This is a genomic window from Pseudochrobactrum sp. sp1633, assembly GCF_030376605.1.
In the GTDB taxonomy this organism is placed as follows: domain Bacteria; phylum Pseudomonadota; class Alphaproteobacteria; order Rhizobiales; family Rhizobiaceae; genus Pseudochrobactrum.
Genome location: NZ_JARRAE010000006.1, coordinates 76,992 through 99,788, shown reverse-complemented (window position 1 = coordinate 99,788; position 22,797 = coordinate 76,992). Strand labels below are relative to the sequence as shown.

18 protein-coding genes, 1 other RNA gene and 1 pseudogene are annotated in these 22,797 nt (G+C 51.9%); 17 read left to right on the top strand and 3 right to left on the bottom strand.

Annotation, left to right across the window (positions count from 1 at the left end; genetic code table 11):
• Nucleotides 1–32 precede the first annotated feature (32 nt).
• Complete coding sequence (locus P8H26_RS08690) at nt 33–350, bottom strand: DUF2293 domain-containing protein (protein WP_289632543.1); 318 nt, start codon at nt 348–350, stop codon at nt 33–35.
• A gap of 137 nt (nt 351–487) precedes the next feature.
• Here P8H26_RS08690 and P8H26_RS08685 point away from each other — a divergent pair, with 137 nt between their 5' ends.
• Both P8H26_RS08685 and metF read left to right on the top strand, forming a co-directional pair.
• Nucleotides 488–1,474 (top strand): metalloregulator ArsR/SmtB family transcription factor, encoded by a 987-nt coding sequence (locus tag P8H26_RS08685; RefSeq protein WP_289632541.1) that lies wholly within the window; start codon nt 488–490, stop codon nt 1,472–1,474.
• Nucleotides 1,475–1,558: 84 nt separating this feature from the next.
• Nucleotides 1,559–2,455 carry a methylenetetrahydrofolate reductase [NAD(P)H] gene (gene metF, locus P8H26_RS08680; protein ID WP_289632540.1) on the top strand — a complete coding sequence of 299 codons (897 nt, stop codon included), beginning with the start codon at nt 1,559–1,561 and terminating at the stop codon, nt 2,453–2,455.
• Nucleotides 2,456–3,161: 706 nt separating this feature from the next.
• On the opposite strand, the pseudogene P8H26_RS08675 reads toward metF, so the two are convergent.
• Together P8H26_RS08675 and P8H26_RS08670 are read right to left on the bottom strand one after the other, a co-directional pair.
• Nucleotides 3,162–4,435: pseudogene (locus P8H26_RS08675) on the bottom strand (lytic murein transglycosylase).
• Between the two features lie 222 nt (nt 4,436–4,657).
• The gene (locus P8H26_RS08670) at nt 4,658–5,473 is read right to left on the bottom strand and encodes a GH25 family lysozyme (protein WP_374708263.1); all 816 of its coding nucleotides are present in this window, start codon (nt 5,471–5,473) and stop codon (nt 4,658–4,660) included.
• Between the two features lie 304 nt (nt 5,474–5,777).
• On the opposite strand from P8H26_RS08670, the gene P8H26_RS08665 reads away from it, so the two are divergent.
• The 15 genes from P8H26_RS08665 to murC all read left to right on the top strand — a co-directional run bounded on the left by P8H26_RS08665 (nt 5,778) and on the right by murC (nt 22,608).
• On the top strand, nt 5,778–6,203 hold the full coding sequence (locus P8H26_RS08665) for a hypothetical protein (RefSeq protein ID WP_289632539.1): 426 nt from the start codon (nt 5,778–5,780) through the stop codon (nt 6,201–6,203).
• 123 nt (nt 6,204–6,326) lie between these two features.
• Nucleotides 6,327–7,079 (top strand): DnaJ family molecular chaperone, encoded by a 753-nt coding sequence (locus tag P8H26_RS08660; RefSeq protein ID WP_289632538.1) that lies wholly within the window; start codon nt 6,327–6,329, stop codon nt 7,077–7,079.
• Between the two features lie 22 nt (nt 7,080–7,101).
• Nucleotides 7,102–7,899, top strand: a complete 798-nt coding sequence (locus tag P8H26_RS08655) for an N-acetylmuramoyl-L-alanine amidase (RefSeq protein ID WP_289632688.1) — start codon at nt 7,102–7,104, stop codon at nt 7,897–7,899.
• Nucleotides 7,900–8,142: 243 nt separating this feature from the next.
• Nucleotides 8,143–8,844 carry a lytic transglycosylase domain-containing protein gene (locus P8H26_RS08650; protein WP_289632537.1) on the top strand — a complete coding sequence of 234 codons (702 nt, stop codon included), beginning with the start codon at nt 8,143–8,145 and terminating at the stop codon, nt 8,842–8,844.
• 164 nt (nt 8,845–9,008) lie between these two features.
• Nucleotides 9,009–9,421, top strand: an RNA gene (rnpB, locus tag P8H26_RS08645) — RNase P RNA component class A.
• A gap of 436 nt (nt 9,422–9,857) precedes the next feature.
• Nucleotides 9,858–10,880, top strand: a complete 1,023-nt coding sequence (gene rsmH, locus P8H26_RS08640; protein WP_289632687.1) for a 16S rRNA (cytosine(1402)-N(4))-methyltransferase RsmH — start codon at nt 9,858–9,860, stop codon at nt 10,878–10,880.
• Nucleotides 10,877–11,302 (top strand): hypothetical protein, encoded by a 426-nt coding sequence (locus P8H26_RS08635; RefSeq protein ID WP_289632535.1) that lies wholly within the window; start codon nt 10,877–10,879, stop codon nt 11,300–11,302. The genes rsmH and P8H26_RS08635 overlap by 4 nt, the downstream gene beginning before the upstream one ends.
• Nucleotides 11,299–13,107 (top strand): penicillin-binding protein 2, encoded by a 1,809-nt coding sequence (locus P8H26_RS08630; RefSeq protein WP_289632534.1) that lies wholly within the window; start codon nt 11,299–11,301, stop codon nt 13,105–13,107. The genes P8H26_RS08635 and P8H26_RS08630 overlap by 4 nt, the downstream gene beginning before the upstream one ends.
• A gap of 87 nt (nt 13,108–13,194) precedes the next feature.
• Nucleotides 13,195–14,649, top strand: a complete 1,455-nt coding sequence (locus P8H26_RS08625) for a UDP-N-acetylmuramoyl-L-alanyl-D-glutamate--2,6-diaminopimelate ligase (protein WP_289632533.1) — start codon at nt 13,195–13,197, stop codon at nt 14,647–14,649.
• Nucleotides 14,646–16,085, top strand: a complete 1,440-nt coding sequence (locus P8H26_RS08620) for a UDP-N-acetylmuramoylalanyl-D-glutamyl-2,6-diaminopimelate--D-alanyl-D-alanine ligase (RefSeq protein ID WP_289632532.1) — start codon at nt 14,646–14,648, stop codon at nt 16,083–16,085. Before P8H26_RS08625 ends, P8H26_RS08620 begins: the two co-directional genes overlap by 4 nt.
• 147 nt (nt 16,086–16,232) lie before the next feature.
• On the top strand, nt 16,233–17,315 hold the full coding sequence (gene mraY / locus P8H26_RS08615) for a phospho-N-acetylmuramoyl-pentapeptide-transferase (protein ID WP_289632531.1): 1,083 nt from the start codon (nt 16,233–16,235) through the stop codon (nt 17,313–17,315).
• Between the two features lie 125 nt (nt 17,316–17,440).
• Nucleotides 17,441–18,850 (top strand): UDP-N-acetylmuramoyl-L-alanine--D-glutamate ligase, encoded by a 1,410-nt coding sequence (murD, locus tag P8H26_RS08610; protein WP_289632530.1) that lies wholly within the window; start codon nt 17,441–17,443, stop codon nt 18,848–18,850.
• Nucleotides 18,850–20,001, top strand: a complete 1,152-nt coding sequence (gene ftsW / locus P8H26_RS08605; protein WP_289632529.1) for a putative lipid II flippase FtsW — start codon at nt 18,850–18,852, stop codon at nt 19,999–20,001. Before murD ends, ftsW begins: the two co-directional genes overlap by 1 nt.
• 70 nt (nt 20,002–20,071) lie before the next feature.
• Nucleotides 20,072–21,205: an undecaprenyldiphospho-muramoylpentapeptide beta-N-acetylglucosaminyltransferase gene (murG, locus tag P8H26_RS08600; RefSeq protein WP_374708262.1), complete on the top strand. Its 1,134-nt coding sequence runs from the start codon at nt 20,072–20,074 to the stop codon at nt 21,203–21,205.
• Nucleotides 21,202–22,608 (top strand): UDP-N-acetylmuramate--L-alanine ligase, encoded by a 1,407-nt coding sequence (gene murC / locus P8H26_RS08595; RefSeq protein ID WP_289632528.1) that lies wholly within the window; start codon nt 21,202–21,204, stop codon nt 22,606–22,608. Before murG ends, murC begins: the two co-directional genes overlap by 4 nt.
• Nucleotides 22,609–22,797 lie beyond the last annotated feature (189 nt).

Genomic DNA, 22,797 nt, shown 5'->3' with positions numbered 1-22,797 from the left:
AAATTACATTTTTAATCTCCCACATATTCATTTTATTGGTCACTGTAATTACTGTCAGGCAATAAGTTTAATGCCTGCCATTGCTTTAGTTTTTCTGAAGTCTGATCTTGAATCCAATAAAGCGCGCTGTCTTTATCCAGCCCTTCGTCGCGCAGTTTGTCGTAGTCTGTGTAGGTGTGGCGGATATAGGCGAGCAGTGTCAGGCGCACGGCATTCTGTGCGGTGAGGGCGCGCAGATGCGATGCGGCGGCGGCCTCACGGATTTGTTCCGCATCATAATAGGGTGTGCGTGGTGCCAGCAGGGTGAGTGCCTGTGCAATCTCATCGCGGCGTCGTGCAGTTGGAGGCATGGCGAACCTTTTATTATGGATGCGGTGATTGGGTTGGTTGATGCGGAGTTTAAAGCTGTTCTGTGTCGATTTTAGTTGCATTAACATCGCACATCACATAAACATATCTTTATGTGTTTTGAAATGTGTGGTGTGGTATGACTGGTAAGCCTCTGGCTCTGGACGAAATGGTGGAAGTGCTGAAAGCGGCGGCTGAGCCAAGCCGCTTGCGCATACTCTCGCTGCTTGCAGGTGGCGATCTCACCGTATCGGACCTCACATCCATTCTCAATCAGTCGCAGCCGCGTGTATCGCGTCATCTCAAGCTTTTGAGTGAGGCCGGACTGATCAGCCGCTATCAGGAAGGCTCATGGGCATATTTTCGTCTGTCAGAAGCGCCGATCCATCAGGGGCTTTCCCGTGCGCTGATTGGCTGGCAGGATAATCAGGACCCGCTCTTTATCCGTGATCAGGAGCGTCTGGCGCAGGTGAAAGCCGAGCGTCATGAGCGCGCAACCGCCTATTTCAGTGCCAATGCCGAAAGCTGGGATCAGATCCGCTCATTGCATATTGACGAGGCGATGGTTGAGGATGCGCTGCGCGGTGTTATCGGTGAGCAGAGTTTCCAGTCTATGCTGGATATAGGCACCGGCACCGGCCGCCTGCTGGAAATGTTCAGCCCGCTTTATGTGCGCGGTGTCGGCATTGATATCAATCGCGATATGCTTACCGTTGCACGCACTAATCTGGATCAGGCAGGGGTTGCGCATGCGCAGGTTCGCCAAGGCGATATTTATGCGCTGCCGGTCGACCGCGACGGCTATGATCTGGTGACAATTCATCAGGTTTTGCACTTCCTTGATGAGCCGCAGTCGGCCATTCGTGAGGCTGCGCGGGCACTGCGCCCGCAGGGTCGTTTGCTGGTGGTGGATTTTGCACCGCATAATCTTGAATTCCTGCGCGATGAACATGCCCATTTACGGCTTGGTTTCAGCGATGAGCAAATGACCGGCTGGATGCAAGCCGCAGGTCTTGAGCCGGAAAAATCTGTAGCGCTTGAGCCGCAGGGCGGGCAGGCTTCCGGTCTTGTGATTAAGTTGTGGCTGGCGCGTGATCCGCGAATGATCATCGCTGATGCTGCATGATTGCGGCATCAGCCATAAAGCAGATTTAAGTTTTCATGGCTGCATGGGCGCAGCACCTATTTGATTGCATGACGGAGATTTCCGATGTCTTATTTTGGCCAGCAGCGCCGCTCCGAAAGCGCGCATCCAATTCGCGTATCTTTTGAATTCTTCCCGCCGAAGACAGAAGAAATGGAAGCACGCCTGTGGGAAACAGTAACCCGTCTGGCGCCGCTTAATCCGGCTTTTGTTTCTGTTACCTATGGTGCTGGTGGTTCTACCCGCGAACGTACCAATAAAACCATTGCCCGTATCATCAAGGAAACCTCAATCACGCCTGCCGCGCATCTGACCTGCGTGGATGCCACCAAAGAAGAGGTCAATTCCATTGTCCGCTCCTTTGCATCTCTGGGCGTGACACGCTTTGTGGCGCTGCGTGGTGATCCGGCAAATGGCACAGGTGAGGTTTATCAGCCGACACCGGATGGTTACCAGAACGGTGCCGATTTGGTGGCAGGTCTTAAATCAATTGCTAATTTTGATATCAGCGTATCTGCCTATCCGGAAAAGCACCCGGAAAGCCCGGACTTTGCCACAGATATTGAGATGCTCCGACGCAAGGTCGATAACGGAGCCACCCGCGCCATCACACAGTTCTTTTTTGATAATGATCTGTATGAACGCTATGTGGAGCGTGTGCGCCGTGCGGGCATTTATATTCCGATTATTCCGGGTGTGCTGCCGATCCATAATTTCAAACAGGTGGCAAACTTCTCGAAGCGTGCAGGCACACGTATACCGGCCTGGCTGGCAGATCGTTTTGACGGGCTGGATAATGACCCTCAGACACATATGCTGGTGTCAGCAGCGCTTGCTGCCGAGCAGGTGAATGACCTTATCGAGCGCGGTGTGAACGATTTTCATTTCTACACGATGAACCGTTCTGATCTGGCTTTTGCGATCTGTCATTTGCTGGGTGTGAGAGCGCCGGTCGCTGCATAAACCAGACCGCAATCCTGATAGCAAAAAGCCCTGCGGAAATGTTTCCGCAGGGCTTTTTCATGTTCAAATGAGACAGGACTTAATTATACGCTTTTGCGGAATGCCGAGAGATGCCGGTGGTATCTGTAAAAGTGATGCCTGTGAAAATATTGCTTATAAAAACGGAAACTGAGATCCGGATTTTATAGATGCGAGGTCAGGGAAATACACCGACAATCATTGCTGCGACGAAAACAAAAGCTGCGCAAAATACCAAGGCATTGATTGAACGCGTTAAACCCATATGGATGCCTCCTGAGCAGGTTCTAAGTTAGTTTTATGTGCCGCGGATGCGACAGATAAAGTCTGGAAATATGCCCTTAATGCCATCACACAGAATGGCAATACAGAGCCGTTTCTCTTAACTCTAAACCGGAAATGCAACATCCAGTCTCTTCAATCAGTCATGCAAGCTGCATGGTTCTAACGATCAAATTGACTGTTTTTTAACTGTGTCAGCACATTTCCCGTTTGTGTCATTTTATCGACATAAACGGCCAAAGAAAAGTCAAAATTCATGGAGGGTAGTTGGTGCGGGCAATAATGAGCGGGTACGCACTCAGGTGTAAATTTTAAAAATGCAATAATTACAATAGATTGAATGTTGCCGATAAGTTTTGATGCCGCCGTAAAATTTTTTACAGGCGGCATCAAAATCCCACTAAAATTATAGCTTTTCGAGCAATTCACGCGTTGGCCATGAATCTGCAGGCATGCCTAAACGCAGCTGTTCTGTACGTACAGCGTCTCTGGTCATGGTGCCAAACACACCATCGATTCGACCCATGTCATAGCCGCGGACGACGAGCTTGTTTTGCAGCTCTTTCAGCTCGTCTGTGGAGAGGCCAGCTTCAGGTGTGCCAATGAGGAATGGTTCGCCGCCAGCCAGTCGTGTGGCGAAATAGGCCGCAGTCGTGGCGTAAACGATGGACTTGTTCCACTCGACGAAAATATCGAAATTCCGGTAGGACAGGAAGGAGGGGCCTTTGCGTCCCATCGGAATGAGGAGGATGCATCGCCGTCATCCGCGCCCAGCGGGCTGCCATTGACGGATTTTACGCCCCAGCTGTTCCACTTGGAATGAGGCAGGCGATAGGTGCGGATTGAGTTTTCCCAAGGCAGGTCCTGCGTCAGCTGCACAACTTCCAGCCAAGGCTCGCCACGCTGCCAGCCCAGCTCAGACAACATACGGGCGGCAGTCATCACGGCATCGGCTACGCTGTTGCGCAAATCCACCTTGCCGTCATTATCGCCGTCTACGCCGCGCTCTAGATAGTCTTTCGGCAGCAATTGCATCTGGCCGATTTCACCGGCCCATGCGCCCATCGTGCCCGCGTCAACGACGCCTTTGTCCATAAGCTGTAACAATGCCAGCAATTGCGGACGGAACAACTCCGGACGGCGGCAATCATGCGCAAGCGTAACCAGTGAGTTCAGCGTATCAAAATCACCCTGAATGGCACCAAAGTCGGTTTCCAAACCCCAGAATGCGGCAATGACCGGCCCCGGAACACCATATGTGTCCTCAGCCTTCTTGAAGATGTCTGCATATTTGACGAGGTTTTCACGGCCTTTTTTCAGGCGCTGTTCTGAAATCAGACGCTTGGAAAACTCAGCGAAGGTCAGGTTGAAAACCGTCTGGGTACGGTCGCGCGATAATGTGCGCTCATCAATGCTGGCCTTGTGCAGCTCTGCAATCGTCTTGTCCGACACGCCGGCAGCCTTGGCTTCTGTTATCACGCCTTCAAGCCAGATGTTGAGATCGCCTGCACAGGCAGGCTTTTCAACTTGTGCCGCCACTGTCTGCGCAGGTGCCGTGCTCTGGGGGTGTGTCTGAGAAGGCGTTTGCGGCTGAGTTTGCGTGGCAAAAGCGAAGCTGGCGGTTGAAAGCAGGGCAGCAGCAGTCAGAAGCGGATTGAACACTGATCTGAAGGCTGGCAAAAAAGCAGGACGTGACATAACTCAGTTCTTTCTTAAGCAGACCCCGCAGAGGTCTGACTGAAGCTGATGGTTCCGTTTAAACAGTAAGGCAACAGATTCCTTGACCGGACAACTCCGGTGCATCGCATCCGGAATTGTTTCAGTTTGTGCCTGCCAGTGTCCTGCAGAAATATTTTGTGAAAAAGAAGACGCTAAAGCCAGATTCAGACGCCGGAGGTGCTTTTATCTGACTTTGTTGCTTTCGAGCCACTTTCTCCATTGGCCGTGATTGCCCGCAAAGACATTGATATCTGCGTCACCTTTAATGCCCGGAATAGTACCGGTGCCGGTATATTGCCAGAATACCCAAGGATGCGGGCCGTATTTCTCATCAGGATGACCGGCAGTTGACCGTAACCAGAACGGATAATCACTGAAACTGCGCAGATCATTGTCATCGAAAAAGTCTACGGTTGTATAAATGACCGGCTTCTTACCGTAGTGGCGCTCGACCATCGTCAGGAATGTACGCATTTCCTTGCGCACAACGGCCGGATCAGGCCGTAATTTGCAGGATGGTGAGAGCGGATTCCATTCCATATCCAGCACCGGCGGCAGAGCACTCGGGTCTTTCGGTACATTGCGGATATACCAGCGTGCCTGCTCAGCTGCACTGCGGCAGAAATAATAGAAATGATAGGCACTGCGCGGAATACCGGCTGCGCGTGAGCCTGCCCAATGCTCGTTAAAGCGGTCATCAACGCGATCGCCGCCTTCTGTTGCTTTAATGAAAACAAAAGAAATGCCGCCGTTGCGCACCTGCTGCCAGTCAACTTTTTCCTGATATTTGGACACATCTGTGCCGTGTACCGGATAATGCCAGGGCGTTTTTCCGGTGTAATCATGCGGCTTGCGGTCGTAAAACCGTGGCGCTTTGGTGCTGGCGGAAGGAAGGGAGATCCCGGTGCCTGCTGCAGGCTTCACATCCGAAAAATCATAATCCACAGATGTGCATGCACTCAGCACGAGGCTGAGAAGGGCAATTGCTGCTGGCTTCATCAGTTACTATCTCACAAAAATCGCAGGAAATTCATGAATGTTTTATTACCGTAAAAGGTTAAATTTTTTCTTTAGAACGCCCTGATTATTCTTCTGATCCATGATTTGGATCGGCTGCGGTGTAATGACCCGAAGCGGCATCTATCCCTGAATATTTGTTGCCAAAATATTTTTTGATTGTAGGGGTCATAACTTGCACAGCGTTCTCAGCAATACTGTCATTTTTTACCGTGGCAAACCGGAGCGCATATGCATATCCGGTACTGCCCGATGAGGAACGGTTCGTCAGACCGGAGGAGGTTCAATGTACCGTCTGTTTGCTTTTATTATCGCGGTTGCTGTTTTGATCGGTCTGGTGTTTTCCGGCGGGTTCCTGACGACAGAAAAGGCTGTGCAAAAACATCCGGATAGTGTTGCGGCTGTTATCGCTCATTCTGAGAAGGAACTTCAGTCAAAGGCAGATCAGGAACTGGCTGATATTGATGCAAAAGCTGCGGGTGACGCTGTTTCAGGACCAGCCGTGCTTTTGCCGGAACTTAAACAGCCTTTGACAGCACAGGATGTAGCAGTTGCGGTGCAAAAGGCCGGAACTGATGCCGAGAAGACCGCAATGAGTGTGGGGCAGAGTGCTGAACAGGCCGCAATCGCCAAAAAGGCAGCAGAAGATTTTGTGCGTGTGCGCATGGAGCGCCAGTTGCATGAAGAGCAATCCGGCACGAAGTCGATGTAAACTGGCTCCGGTTTCTACGCATAAATGCCCGATACTGGCAAAATACGATAGTGTGATCTGAAATTCACACAGCTCTGTATGCTTGATGGTTTCCATCAGAGTTGTTTTGAATTACAAAAGCTTATGTCGATTTGGTCCAGTATCGCTGATTTTCTTACGCAGACGGCTTACAGCGCATTTTCCGGTGTGATTGAAGCCGTCCGCACTTATTTTGAAGGCGACGCCGAAACACGCCGCCGCGTTACCTTTTCTATTGCTATGATTGCTCTTTCAGCCAAAATGGCTAAGGCAGACGGCATTGTCTCCCAGCATGAAGTCCGCGCTTTTCAGGATATTTTTGAAGTTCCTGAAAAAGAAGCAGATCATGTTTCCCGCCTTTATAATCTTGCAAAGCAAGACGTTGCCGGCTTTGAAAGCTATGCCCGTCAGATAGCATCGCTGTGCCGTTCATCGCAGCAGGATGGCGCAGATGCCCCTTGCGGTGCTTTGGCCGATGTTCTTGATGGTTTGTTTTATATCGCCAAGGCCGACGGTTATGTGCATGACAAAGAAATGCAGTTCCTGCGCCGTGTGGGCGAAATTTTCAGCATTGAAGGTGATGAGTTTCTGGTGATTGCGGGCAGGCATGTTAATCTCGGTCCTTCCGACCCTTACGCTGTGTTAGGTTTAAACCGCGGTGTGAGCTATAAAGCGGCGAAGCAGCATTATCGCAATCTTGTGCGCCAGAACCATCCGGATCTGGTTATCGCGCGTGGTATGCCTTATGAGTTTCAAAAAATAGCCAATCATCGTCTGGCTGCGATTAATGCGGCATGGGCAACAATCGAAAAGCAGTTAGGCGAAAAACAGTCAGGTCAGCATGAGCTCGCAGAATAGTCATTTGCCGGAAGGCGCATTGATGCAGAATAACCCGTCTGCAACCCGTGCTTTGCTGAGCACTCCTGATTACAGCGGTGCCGTTGTTGATGCCTCGGCCAATTTCGGCCCGCGCAAAGACGGTAAGAAACCGCAATTCCTGATCCTGCATTATACAGGACTGGCGACTGCGCAAGAAGCGCTGGATATTCTGAAGTGCCCTGAGCGTGAGGTGTCTGCGCATTATCTCGTTCATGAAAACGGTGAGATTGTGCAGATGGTGGCTGAAAGTGAGCGTGCATGGCATGCAGGCAAAAGCTGCTGGAAGGGCGAGCGGGATATCAACTCGGCATCTATCGGTATTGAAATCGTCAATGCCGGTGATCTGGATAATTTTCCACCTTTTCCCGATGTGCAGACAGACGCGGTGATTGCTTTATGCCGCTCCATCTGCGAGCGCTATAATATTGTGCCGGAGCATGTGCTGGCGCATTCGGATATTTCACCGGAACGCAAGATTGATCCGGGTGAGAATTTTCCTTGGGCAAAATTGTTTGAAGCTGGTGTCGGCCATTGGGTCGAGCCTGCGCCGATCCGCGGCGGACGGTTTTTTGCGATGGGTGATCGCGGGCAACCGGTCGAGGCTTTGCAGTCCATGCTGGCTATGTATGGCTATGATATCATGATCAACGGCGAGTTTAATGAGCAGACCAAGATCGTGCTGAGCGCATTTCAGCGCCATTTTCGCCCAATTCAGATTGATGGTGTGGCTGATATCTCGACAATTGAGACTTTGCACAAGCTGATTTCAACGAATTTGCGTGAAACCGTAACTAGCTGATTTTTATAAAAACCTTATTGCTGCCTCCCGAAATTATCCCGCTATTGTTACAGGTTTTAGTAAACTGTGATTTGGTCGGACAATCTTCGGCTGCATTCAGACGTCAGATACAACCTCAATTTCCTTGAGCAGATCTGGTTATGGGGCGGACTGTTTCCCAGAAGGAAGGGCGTTGAAAGTTGGTTTTGCACAGATGCGAAATCGCTTCAGCGGAATTATACAACAGTTCCAACGGTTAGGTTTATGATTAAAAAATTTGGATTTTTATGCGCTCTGAGCGGAGCGATGGTTTCGTTCGGTTTGACATCAGCTATTAGTGCACCAGTCGTCGAAAAAACAAATCTTATGGCTATTCTGAAAGCTAAAAATGAAGCTTCAGAAAATAAAGCCGGTAAAAGTGATACCGCTAAAAACAAGGCTGATACCAGCCGCACAGCTTATCAGAAAAAGGCCACCGGCGCTTCCGCCAAAATGCCTGTTATTGAGCGTCGCTCAGCACGTACCCGCATTGACCTGAACAATCAGATCAGCGGCAAGGCTGAAACAAAGCAGGCGCAGGTCGATAAATCGGGCAAGCCATATTCCACAATTATTGCCCGCTATGCTTCCAGCTACGGCGTGCCGCTGGCACTGGCTCATGCGGTTGTGCGTACTGAAAGCAATTATCAGGCACATGTTCGCGGCAGTGCAGGTGAAATTGGTCTGATGCAGATCAAGCTCGGTACAGCCCGTGATATGGGCTACACAGGATCGGCCAAAGGCTTGTATGATCCGGCAACCAATGTGCAGTTCGGAATGAAATATCTGGCAAAAGCACAGCAGCTGGGCGGCGGTACTACTTGCGGTACAATTCTGAAATATAATGCCGGTCATGGTGCCAAGCGCATGAACCCGATTTCGGCAAAATATTGCAGCAATGTTAAAAACTTGATGCGTTCATTTTAAGCCTGTTTATATTCAGGCTCTGGCGGCATTTGCGTTACGCCATAACCTAAATCTAAACAGCCCTTGAGTAGCAGGGCTGGGATTTTAAGCAAAAGCTGGCTTTCAGGTTCTGAAAGCCAGCTTTTTTATTGCGTTTTAATGCAGATGCAGCCTATAGACGCGTGTCAGCCGGTCGGGCAGCCGCGCTTGTTCAATACCGAAAGGTGGCAAGTGAGGAAAGTCCGGGCTCCAGGGAAACACGATGCCGGGTAACGCCCGGCGAGGGCGACCTCAGGGAAAGTGCAACAGAGAGCAGACCGCCTGTCTTTATCCTTCGGGATCTTGAACAGGTAAGGGTGAAAGGGTGGGGTAAGAGCCCACCGCGCTGCCGGCAACGGGAGTGGCACGGTAAACCCCATCGGGAGCAAGACCGAATAGGGACGGCGCATCAGGTTTCGGCCTGATAATCAGTTTCCGGATAGCCGTCCGGGTGGGTTGCAAGAGGCGGGTGGCGACATCCGTCCCAGATGAATGGCTGCCGCGTCGGGCTGGAAACAGTCCGGCCATACAGAACCCGGCTTACAGACCGGCTGACAATTCTGTTTGAAAAGCAATGCGGGTCTGTCTGAAAAGCGATGCAGGATTATAAAGCGGGCGAAATGCCGTTTTAACCGGATATAAATGATATCATTACCGGTATAATAACCCTTCCTTAATATTAATATTGGATAAATTTATGGACGGTGTAATGCGAAACCGGCGGGTGGCGCAAACACAAAAAAGTATAATACGGCAATGATTGGCGCAGTTTTCGGGCTTCCGTTGACGCCTGCCTTGCCCCGGTGGTATTTCTTAATGCAGCTTGTTGCGTCCAGACTTTGTTTCGTTTCCAGATTTTTTATGCTGCATCCGGCATCCGCCGGTTTGCGGAATGCTGATACGCATAGGTCTGCCGGTCTCATGCATGGTCCGATGAGGAAAGCACAATAATGACAGGGCCGAATGAAATCATGGCGCAAAATGAGGCTGCCGGAATGACATCTGCCGGTGGCGAGGATTATTCACGCCATATTCCGGTGATGCTTGAAGAGGTTGTCAGTGCTTTGCAGCCTGAGGCCGGTAAACTCTATGTGGATGGCACATTCGGTGCAGGCGGCTATACGCGCCGCATTCTCAAATCCGGTGCTGACGTGCTTGCCATTGACCGTGATCCGAATGCTATTGCGGCCGGACAGGCGATGGTTGAAGAGTTTCAGGGGCGTTTGCGTCTGGTGCAGGCGCGTTTTTCCCAGATGGAAGATGTGCTGAGCGATGTGCAGCCTAATGGTGTTGTGCTGGATATCGGCGTTTCTTCCATGCAGATTGACGAAGCTGATCGCGGTTTTTCCTTCCAGAAAGACGGCCCGCTGGATATGCGCATGTCATCGCAGGGCTTAAGTGCTGCCGATGTCGTTAATCAGTATAAAATGGGCGATCTGGCGCGAATTTTTAATTTCCTTGGTGAAGAGCGCCATGCAGGTCGTATTGCCCGCATGATTGAAAAGCGCCGCGAAGGCGAGCCTTTCAGCCGGACGCGTGATCTTGCCAATGCGATTGAAATGCTGGTCGGACGCCATCCGAAAGACCGGATTCATCCGGCTACGCGCGTTTTTCAGGCGCTGCGCATCTATGTGAATGACGAATTGGGTGAACTGGCGCGTGCATTGATTGCCGCAGAACGTTCGCTGAAACCGGGCGGACGTCTGGTTGTGGTGACATTCCACTCTCTGGAAGACCGCATCGTGAAACGCTTTTTTGCGGATCGTGCCGGTGGTGGCGGCGGTTCGCGCCATTTGCCGGAAGCGCATATGCGCCACGGCAGCTTCACACCTGCGGTCAAAGGTGCTGTAGGCGCCAGTGAAGAAGAATCCATGCGTAATCCGCGTGCCCGTTCGGCTAAGCTGCGTGCCGGTATCCGCACAGAGCACCCGCCGCTCAAAGCCGATTACAGTATTTTTGGTTTGCCGACCTTGCCTGTTCTGCCTGAAATTGACACTGCGAAGAGGAAATCATCATGATGCGAACCATAGATATTATCCTGATCGCAGTGATGCTGGTGGCGGCAACCGTGACCTATAAAATCAAGCATGATGCTGAAAAGCAGGTCGTTGAGATTAAGAAAATCCAACGTCAGATCGCGTTTGAAAAAGATACAATCAATCTGCTGAAGGCTGACTGGAGTCTGATGACCCAGCCAAACCGTTTGCAGCGCCTGACAGATATTTATCAGACACAGTTGAAGTTGCAGCCGGTTGACGTGACACAGATCGGCCTGTTCGACGATATTCCGATGAAGCAGGCTGATGATATTGAAAAACTGATTGGCGGCAGCGCTGATCTGGTGGCATCGGTAGACAGCTTGAGCACTGGCAGCATTGTGCAAAACACGCCAGCAGCTTCGGCGCCCATGCGCGTTGTTGTTCCGGGAGTGCGGCCATGAGCGGAAAGAACGGCTGGTTCCGTCGTAAGAAATCTTCATCAGATGGCGCTCTTGCTTTAGGGCAGGCACCTGAATTTGACAGCGCCGCGCTCAGTGATGAGGGCGGCATTGCCACTTCCCCGCTGAATAATAATGTTGCTTTTGCCGGTAACCGTAAAAAACACGGTAACCGTGCGCGCAACCGTTTGCTGATGGCTATTAGCTGTTTTGTCGGTATTTATGCTGTTATCGGTGGTCGTCTTGTTTATTACGGTATGCAAGGTGGCGAGAATGAAGGTTACCGTGCCGGTGCTGCCAGTACGCTCGCCTCGCGCCCTGATATTCTTGACCGCAACGGTGAAGTGCTGGCGACAGATATTAAAACAGCGTCCCTTTATGCCGAGCCGAAAAAGATTGCAGATCCGGATGAAACGCTGGAACTGCTGGCAACTGTTTTGCCAATTCTGGATTGGGAAGCCACATATCGCCGTTTGAAGAGCGGTGCGGGTTTCGTGTGGATCCAGCGCGGACTAACTCCGCGCCAGCAAAGCCAGATTATGGCTTTGGGCGTACCGGGCATTGGTTTCCGTACAGAAAAATCACGTTTCTATCCGGGCGGCCCGACTGCGTCTCACATTGTCGGTCTGGTCAATATCGACAATCAGGGGATTGCCGGTATGGAGAAATATATCGACAGTCAGGGCCTGAGCGATCTGCGGATGGCAGGTCTTGCCCAGCCGGATAATCTGGAACCGTTTCGCCTGTCGATTGATCTGCGTGTGCAGCATATCATGCGCGACGAGCTGGTGCGTGCTGTTGAGAAATACCGTGCGATTGCTGCCGGAGCCGTGGTGCTGAATGCCAAGACCGGTGAAGTGGTTGCAATGGCATCCGTGCCGGATTTTGATCCGAATAATCCGGTTAATGCGCTGGAAAAAGATCGTCTGAACCGTATGTCTGCGGGTACCTATGAAATGGGCTCGACGATCAAAAGTTTTACCACTGCTATGGCGCTGGATTCAGGCAAGTTCAATCTGGAAAGCAAGTTTGACGCGACCCGTCCGATCACCATCGGCCGTCAGACAATTCGCGACTTCCACGGCAAAGGCCGCTGGCTGACATTGGCAGAAGTGTTCATTTACTCATCCAATATCGGCTCGGGTAAAGAAGTGGATGCGATTGGTATTGAAGGCCATCGTGAATTCCTGAAGCGCGTTGGTCTGCTGGATCGTATGCAGACGGAATTGCCGGAAGTGGCACGTCCGGTTGAGCCGCGCGTGTGGAAGAAAGTACACTCCATTACCATTTCTTACGGACATGGTATGATGACAACACCTTTGCAGACAGCTGTTGCGGCTGCGGCGCTGGTCAATGGCGGCAAACTTATTCCGCCGACTTTTGTACCGCGCACTCAGGACGAGGCGAATGTTGTTGCAAAGCAGGTTCTTAAACCTAAGACCAGCGATGATATGCGTTACCTCTATCGTCTCAATTCGGAGATCGGCTCCGGCCGCCGTGCTGAGGTGAAGGGCTATCGCGTTGGCGGTAAAACCGGTACAGCGGAAAAAGTAATCAACGGCCGCTACTCCAAAGATGTGCGCTTTAACGCATTTCTGGCTGCTTTTCCGATGGATGACCCGACTTATGTGGTTTTGACGATTATTGATGAGCCAAAACCGGAAGAAGGTAAGCTTTCTGCCACTGCCGGACTCAATGCTGCCCCAATGGTTGCAAATATCATTCGCAGGTCAGCATCATTCTTAGGTGTTTCGCCTGACTTTGCAAAAGATGTGCCGCCAATCTTAGCGGCTTATGAAAATGACTGATCTGAGACATAATTTGCTGTGATACATATTGCCTGTATATGGCGAACACGGCGCAGAACGCGTTCAAAAATCGGGATCTGAGACGGAATGAAACTTAAAGATATCGCCGCATTCGTGAATGATATGACAAGCTCCGTAGCGGAGATTGAGATTTCCGGACTGAGTTCCGATTCCCGTGCCGTGCAGAAAGGCACTTTATTTGCTGCGCTCAAAGGCGTGAAAAATGACGGCTCAGCCTATGCGGCGGATGCAGTCAAACGCGGTGCGGTCGCTGTTCTGGCTGATGAACATATGGATGCCAGCGATATTGGCGTGCCGGTACTGCGCAGCCATGATCCTCGCCATGCGCTGGCTATGGCAGCTGCTACATTCTACGGCAAGCAGCCGCAGATCATGACAGCTGTGACCGGTACCAGTGGCAAGACTTCAGTCGCATCTTTCACACAGCAGATCTGGGCTTATGCCGGTTTCGCAGCCGCGAGCATTGGCACAACCGGTATTTTTTCTCCGACACGCAATGAATATGGCTCGCTGACCACGCCGGATCCGGTGGAACTGCAAAAAGTTCTCGCAGAACTCAGCGATGAGGGCGTAACCCATGCCTGTATGGAAGCCTCATCCCACGGGCTGGATCAGCGCCGTCTTGATGGCGTGAAGCTGACAGCGGGTGCCTTCACCAATCTTGGCCGCGATCATATGGATTATCACCCGACGGTTGAGGATTATCTCGGCGCTAAAATGCGCCTGTTTGATACGCTGCTGCCAAAAGGCGCTCCGGCGATCATGTTCGCCGATGATGTGTATTCACCGCAAGCTATTGAGGCTGCTAAAAATGCCGGTTGTGACATTAAAACTGTTGGCCGGAAAGGCGATTTCATTACGCTGAAACGTGTGGAGCATGAGCGTCACCGTCAGCATATCGAACTGAGTCATGGCGGTAAAATTTATGAATTCACGCTGCCGCTGGCCGGTGATTTTCAGGTGGCCAATGCGCTTGTGGCGGCAGGTCTGGCAATCGTGTCAGGCGTGCCTGCCGATGCGGCTTTCCGCGCTTTGGAGCGCCTGAAAGGTGCGCCGGGTCGTCTTGATCTGGTCGGTTCTACGGAAAACGGCGTGCCGGTCTATGTGGATTATGCCCATAAGCCGGATGCGCTGGAAAATGTGCTGACTTCGGTTCGTCCATTCACCACCGGTCGTGTCATCGTGGTATTTGGTTGCGGCGGCGACCGTGATAAGGGCAAACGCCCGATCATGGGAGAAATTGCGACCCGTCTGGCGGATATTGTTATTGTGACGGACGACAATCCACGCTCGGAAGTACCGGCAGTGATCCGCTCAGAAATTCTGGCCGCTGCGCCTGATGCGCTGGAGATCGGCGACCGTCATGAGGCGATCCGCCATGCAGTGCTGCTCGCGGATGCGGGAGATACAGTTATTATTGCGGGCAAGGGGCATGAAGAGGGGCAGACTATTCAGGATGTGACGCTGCCGTTTTCTGACCATGCTGAAGTTGTCCGCTCGCTTGAGGCGCGTTTTAAATGAATGATATTCTATGGAAATCGGCTGATATGGTAAAAGCAATGGAGGGGCGGCCTGTCGGCCATCTTCCTGTGGGCATTACCGGTATTTCAATCGATTCCCGAACCCTGCGTAAGGGTGAAGCTTTTTTCGCCATTAAAGGCGATGTCTTTGACGGGCATGATTTTGCAACCTCTGCTATGGCAGCGGGCGCAGGCCTGCTGGTTGTGACTGAAGCGCGTTTGCCTGCGCTGGGCAAATTACAAGTGCCGATGATTGTGGTTGATGATGTGCTCGCGGCATTGACCCGCCTCGGGCTTGCCTCGCGTGCTCGCTCGAAAGCGCAGATCATTGCTGTTACTGGTTCTGTTGGCAAAACCACGACCAAGGAAGCGCTGCGTCACGTTCTGTCCGCTTGCGGAAAAGTGCATGCATCAGCAGCCTCCTTCAATAATCACTGGGGTGTGCCGCTGACTTTGGCGCGCATGCCTGAAGATGCTGATTACGGCGTTTTTGAAATTGGCATGAACCATCATGACGAAATTCGCCCGTTGGTGAAAATGGTTCAACCGCATGTCGCAGCCATTACGCTGATTGCACCGGCTCATCTTGGACATTTCGCTAATCTGGAAGAAATTGCTGTTGCCAAGGCCGAGATTTTCGAAGGCGTATTGCCCGGTGGTTATGCGCTTTTGAACCGTGACGATAAGCGTTTCAAACAGCTGGAAACACTGGCCGTTGCAGCCGGTATCGAACATATTGCGACATTCGGTGAAAATGCGCGCTCGACCTATAAACTGCGCGATCTGGTGATGAAATCCGATTGCTCCTGCATCACTGTTTCTCTTGCCGGACAGGAAGCCGCGGTTAAGATCAGCGCTCCCGGACGCCATATGGTGCAAAATATGCTGGCGGTCATGGGCGCTGCGCATCTTGTCGGCGCGGATATGACCAAAGTTGTGCTGGCGCTTGCCAGTTTACAGGCTGAGGCCGGACGGGGCGCGCAATATCACCTGCGTCATGGCGAAGGCACTTTCACGCTGATTGATGAAAGCTATAATGCCAATCCGGCTTCTATGCGTGCAGCGCTTTCGCTGCTGGAAGCTACTGAGCCGCAAGGTGAGGGAGCTGAGAAGGGACGGCGCATTGCTGTACTCGGCGATATGCTGGAACTTGGCAAGCAATCCTCCAAGCTGCACGGCGATCTGGCGCGTCCGATTGTTGATGCGCATGTGAATATGCTCTTCATCGGCGGCGCACATATGAGTGCCCTGAAATCCGCAATGCCCGCAGAAATTCAGGTTGAGTATCGGGAAAGCGTTGACGAACTGCTTCCACTTGTAGTCAAAGCAGTGCGTCCCGGAGATGTGGTGATGATTAAGTCGTCAAAATCGATAGGCTTTGTAAAAATCGTCAATGCATTGCTGAAAAAATATGCGATCTCAGAGGCAGCAGAGTAATTATACCGGTTTCATACTCAAAGTATGAGATCGGATTTTCCATATACAGCCAATATGGCTGCTCAAGAATAACAGGAACTAAGCACTGCGTTTGTGAGTAATGCTGTGTATTAAAGTACCGATACTGACCTGAAGGGCATTCACCCGATGCTGATGTTATTAGCCAATGCTGCGGATCACTTGTCATTTTTCAATGTGTTCCGCTATATTACTTTCCGCACCGGCGGTGCGCTGATCACATCAGCTTTGCTGGTCTTTTTGCTTGGGCCACGCATTATCAACAGTTTGCGTGTTCGTCAGGGACGCGGCCAGCCAATCCGTGCGGATGGCCCTCAGACTCACTTTAAAAAAGCCGGTACGCCGACAATGGGCGGGTTGATGATCCTTTTCGGAACATTGGCTTCGGTCATGCTCTGGGGCAATCTCAAAAGCGTTTATGTCTGGGTGGTGCTGCTGGTAACAATCAGCTTTGGTGCCATCGGTTTTTATGACGATTATCTCAAAGTTACCAAACAGTCGGATAAAGGCTTTTCCGGCAAGGCGCGTCTCGGACTTGAGTTCATCATTGCTGCGATTGCTGCCTATGTCATTATGCGCACTGGGCAGGAACCATTCTCATCGTCGCTGACTTTCCCGTTTGTCAAAGGCATGCTGATTGATCTCAGCTGGTTTTTTATTCCTTTCGCGGCCTTTGTTATGGTTGGTTCCGGTAATGCCGTGAACTTTACCGATGGTCTGGATGGTCTTGCGATTGTGCCGGTGATGGTTGCTGCGGCTTCTTTTGGCTTTATTGCCTATCTTTCCGGTAACGCGATTTTTGCTGATTACTTGCAAATTCACTTCGTACCGGGCACCGGTGAACTGGCCGTTATTCTTGGTGCGGTGATTGGTGCCGGTCTGGGCTTCCTCTGGTTCAATGCTCCGCCTGCTGCGATCTTTATGGGCGATACCGGATCGCTCGCACTGGGCGGTATGCTGGGTGCGGTTGCGGTTGCGACCAAGCATGAAATCGTGCTGGCGATTATCGGTGGTCTGTTCGTTATGGAAGCGCTGTCCGTTATCATTCAGGTGGGCTGGTTTAAATTGACCGGCAAGCGTGTGTTCCTGATGGCGCCGATCCATCACCATTTTGAGAAAAAAGGCTGGACGGAAAGTCAGGTCGTTATCCGCTTCTGGATCATTGCGATTATTCTGGCGATGATCGGTCTTTCAACGCTGAAACTGCGTTAAGACAGCTCTAATCAGGCTGCCCGTTATGCGGGCAGCTTCATTGTTTATAAAGATGCCGGAGTGATAATCCGGCGAATATGTTTTTACATTATTGACTGAACGCATTGTCGACTGGCGGCCTGACCATGATCCCAACCCTGACCCTGAAAGATAAAACTGTTGCGCTGTTTGGCCTTGGCGGGTCTGGTATTGCAACAGCCAAAGCTATGATCGCCGGTGGTGTGAAGGTTGTGGCGTGGGATGATAATCCGGACAGTGTTACCCGCGCAATGAGCGAGGGGATCGCCACGCAGGATTTGCGCGAAGCAGATTGGTCGGCTTTCAGTGCTTTTGTGCTCTCACCGGGTGTACCATTGACCCATCCGCAGCCGCATTGGAGCGTGGAACTGGCGCATCAGTCACAGGTTCCGGTGATTGGGGATGTGGAGCTGTTTTGCCGTGAGCGCAGTGCTGCACTTGCAGCGGGTGCTGATTGCCCGTTTGTCGCTATTACCGGCACCAATGGCAAATCGACCACAACGGCACTGATTGCGCATATTATCAAAGCCTCCGGTCGCGATATGCAGCTTGGCGGTAATATTGGTACTGCCGTGATGTCGCTTGAGGCGCCGGCGGATGGCCGCAATTATGTGGTTGAATGTTCGTCCTACCAGATTGATCTGGCACCTTCGCTCAATCCCACAGCCGGTATCTTGCTCAACCTGACACCGGATCATCTCGACCGGCACGGCACGATGGAGAATTATGCCGCGATCAAAGAACGTCTGGTTGCAGGCAGTGATACGGCAATCGTAGCTGTTGATGATGCTTATTGCGCTGCCATTGCTGAGCGGTTGGAAAAGTCGGGCAAAAGACTGATCCGTTTCTCTAAGGATCAGGTGCTGCAAAACGGTTTTTATGCCCAAGGCGCTGATATCTATCGTTCAGAAAATGGTCAGGCTGAGTGGCTGCTGTCGCTGGAGGGTATCGGCTCTCTGCGCGGTGCGCATAATGCGCAGAACGCACTGGCAGCGATTGTTGCCTGTTTTACTGTCGGTCTTTCTTTGGAGCAAATCCTTGGGGGCTTACGCAGTTTTCCCGGTCTTGCCCATCGTATGGAGCAGGTCGGTCATCAGGGTAAAACCCTGTTCATCAACGATTCCAAAGCAACGAATGCCGAAGCAACAGCACCGGCACTTTCGTCATTTCCTAAGCTTTACTGGATTGCGGGCGGTCTGCCGAAAAGCGGTGGTATTGAAAGCCTGCACACCTTCTTTCCGCGGATTACCAAAGCCTATCTGATTGGCGAGGCGGCTGCGCAATTTGCGGCAACGCTTGGCAGTGATGTGCCGTTTGAGATTAGCCACACGCTGGATGCAGCGATAGAGCATGCGGCACATGATGCAGCGAATGACGCGGCTAATGAGCCTGTGGTGCTCTTGTCGCCAGCCTGTGCCAGTTTTGACCAATTCGCAAATTTTGAAAAACGCGGGAACGCGTTCCGCGATAAGGTCATGACGCTTCAGGGATTTGCACCAATAGGGAGAACAGACTGATGGTTAGTCGCGTAGACCGCGGGCCGGTCGCCAATTGGTGGTGGACAATTGACCGTTATTTTCTGGCTGCCTGTCTGGCGCTGATGGGGCTCGGCATTTTGCTGTCCTATGCGGCAAGCCCTGCAGTGGCGGAGCGTATCGGTCTTGATAGTTTCCATTTTGTTGAGCGTCAGATTTTCTTCATGATCCCTGCGCTGATTGCAATGATCGGCACATCATTCCTAAGCCCGCGTCTGGTGCGCCGTTTTGCGCTGATCCTGCTCTGTGTTGCGCTGTTGCTGATGGTTGCGGCACTGTTTTTCGGGATTGAAGTCAAGGGTGCGCGGCGCTGGGTATCGCTTGCCGGTATTTCCATTCAGCCGTCAGAATTTATGAAACCCGCTTTTGTCGTGATTTGCGCATGGCTGTTCTCTGAGCAGGAACGCAGCGGCGATATGCCGGGCAATCTGCTGGCGATGCTGCTGTTTGGTTTGGTGGCAGCGCTGTTGATGGCGCAGCCGGATTTCGGACAAACCACGCTGACGGCAGTGAGCTGGGGCGCAATGTTCTTTCTCGCCGGTATGCCGTGGATATGGATTATTGTGCTCGGCGGTCTGGCTGTCGTCGGGGGACTTAGCGCCTATACATTCTTCCCGCATGTGGCGGGCCGTATTGACCGGTTCATGACCGGCGAGGGCGATACGTTCCAGGTTGATAGCGGACGTGAGGCGATTATCAGCGGTGGCTGGTTTGGTCAGGGGCCGGGTGAAGGCACGATCAAGCGCATTATTCCTGATAGCCATACGGACTTTATTTTCTCCGTTGCGGCGGAGGAATACGGCATTATTCTTTGTATTCTGATTATGCTGCTGTTTGCTTTTATTGTGATCCGCGGTCTCGTTGTGGCAATGAAAGAGCGTGATGCTTTCACGCGGCTGGCAATTTCCGGTATTGTTATTCTGTTCGGTTTCCAGTCCATTATTAATATGGCTGTGAATTTGCATCTGATGCCTGCCAAGGGGATGACCCTGCCGTTTATTTCCTATGGTGGTTCATCGCTGGTGGCGATTGCAATTACGATGGGCATTTTGCTGGCGCTGACACGGCATAATCCTGAACGCCGGATGTCTGCCACGCTGAAAGGCGCAGGCGAGCGTATTCCTGCGCTTTAAATTATAAGACGAATTGCGCAGTTCCGAAGGATGATTGTTCGGAGCTGTTTGTTTAAAAAATACAGATCGGATGATGATGACAAAGGGTGTTATCGTTTTGGCAGCAGGCGGTACCGGCGGACATTTGTTTCCGGCTGAAGCGCTTGCGCATGAACTGACCAATGACGGTTATGATGTGCATCTGGTAACAGATGATAGGGCGCAGCGTTTTGTATCCGGTTTTGACAAGAACCATGTGCATGTGGTGCGCTCCGCAACCATCGCCGGTAAAAATCCGATTGCTCTGGCTAAAACATTTTACAGTCTGTGGCAGGGTAATCTTGATTGTCGTCGGTTGTTTCGTCGTCTGAAACCGAAACTGGTTGTTGGCTTTGGCGGTTATCCGACTTTACCGCCGCTCTATGCGGCCTCCCGCATGGGCATACCAACGCTTATCCATGAGCAGAATGCGGTGATGGGGCGTGCCAATAAAGGCCTGTCTGCCCGTGTGACTGCCATTGCCGGTGGTTTTCTCTCTGCTGAAGGCGGCACTCATGCTGCTAAAACCGTGCAGACAGGTAATCCTGTGCGCCCGAGCGTTCTGGCGCAGACCAATGTTGCCTACAAGCCTTCCATTGAGCCTGATGTCTTCCGTCTGCTGGTATTTGGCGGCAGTCAGGGTGCGCAATATTTTTCAACTGTGGTTCCTGCTGCCGTTGCTCTTCTCGAGATGGATGAGCGCGAAAGACTGTTTGTTACCCAGCAGGCACGGCCTGAAGATGAAGTGATCTGCCGCAAAGCCTATGAGAAGCTTGGCGTTAAAGCGCAGGTTGCGCCATTCTTTGGCAATTTGCCGGAGATGATGGCGCAAGCGCATTTTGTGTTGTCCCGCTCCGGTGCTTCCACTGTTTCTGAAATTGCAGCCATTGGCCGTCCGAGCTTGCTGGTGCCGTTTCCGTTTGCGCTTGATCATGATCAGGCGGCGAATGCGGAAGCGCTGGCAAAGGCAGGGGGCGGTGAGGTGATCCGCCAATCTGAACTGAAGCCGGAAACACTGGCGAGAATTCTGATTGCTGCGCTGAATGAGCCGCAGCGGCTGGCAGATATGGCAGAACGGGCAAAAAGTTCCGGCCGACCTGACGCAACACGGTTGCTTGCTGATCTGTCCGAGGCTATTGCAGCGGGATTGTCTGTTTCTGAATACAAAGAAGGAAAACGCGCATGAAAATGCCTCTGAATATTGGTCTGGTTCATTTTATCGGAATCGGCGGCATTGGCATGAGCGGCATTGCGGAAGTGCTGCATAATCTGGGTTATAAGGTTCAGGGTTCGGATCAGGCTGATGGTGCCAATGTGCAGCGTTTGCGCGATAAAGGCATTGAAGTTTTTGTCGGTCACAAAGCTGAGAATATCGGCAAGGCTGATGTTGTGGTGGTTTCCACGGCTATCCGCCAGAATAATCCGGAACTGGTTGAGGCGCGGGAAAACCTGCTGCCGATCGTGCGTCGTGCGGAAATGCTGGCCGAGCTGATGCGCTTCCGTCAGGCGATTGCCATTGGCGGAACGCATGGCAAGACCACCACGACCTCGATGGTTGCGACGCTTCTGGAAGCTGGTCGCCTTGATCCGACTGTTATCAATGGCGGCATCATCAATGCCTATGGCACCAATGCCCGTATGGGTGAGGGTGAGTGGATGGTGGTTGAGGCCGACGAGAGCGACGGTACTTTCCTCAAATTACCTGCGGATATTGCGGTTATCACCAATATTGATCCGGAACATCTCGACCATTACGGCTCGTTCGATAATGTGCGGGCGGCCTTCCGTCAGTTTGTCGAAAATGTACCATTCTATGGCTTCGGCGTAATGTGTCTTGACCATCCTGAAGTGCAGGCACTGGTAAGCCGTATCGAAGACCGCCGCGTGATTACCTATGGTGAAAATCCGCAGGCCGATGTGCGTTTTTCCAATCATCGTATGGATGGTGCTGTTTCCATTTTTGACGTGGTCATCCGTGATCGTAAGGGCGAGACTGTTGAGATCAATGATCTGCGTCTGCCGATGCCAGGTCGTCACAACGTGTCCAATGCCACGGCTGCTATTGCTGTTGCCCATGAGCTTGGCCTGACTGCTGATGATATCCGTAAAGGTCTGTCCGGCTTTGGTGGTGTGAAGCGTCGCTTTACCCATACCGGCTCGTGGAACGGCGTTGAAATTTTCGACGATTACGGTCACCATCCGGTTGAAATTAAGGCTGTGCTGAAAGCTGCCCGTGAAGCCGCATCAAAGCGCGTTATTGCTATTGCCCAGCCGCACCGCTTTACGCGTCTGGCGAGCCTGTTTGATGATTTCTCCACCTGCTTCAACGATGCGGATACTGTGCTGATTGCGCCGGTTTATACTGCCGGTGAAGATCCGATTGAAGGCGTGACTTCGGAAACGCTGGTCAGCAAGATCAAGACCGCCGGTCATCGTGATGCACGCTATCTGGAAGACCCTGCACACTTGCCTGAAATCATCAAAGGATTGGCGCAGGAAGGCGATTTTGTCGTGTTCCTCGGCGCCGGCAACATCACGCAATGGGCTTATGCATTGCCTAAGCAGCTTGGTGGTACCGTTACTGCCTGAGTGTCTGATCCAAAAGTCGCCCGACTTGGCTGCAAATGGCAATTTTCTCCGCTTCCGTACACACGTACAATATGTACGCTCCGTTCGGATGCTCAAAAATCACCATTTTCGCTTGCGTCTGTCGCTTTTTGATTCAGACACTGAAATGTAGCGGACTTTAAAAAAATACCGGTACGGATCGGGGATAAT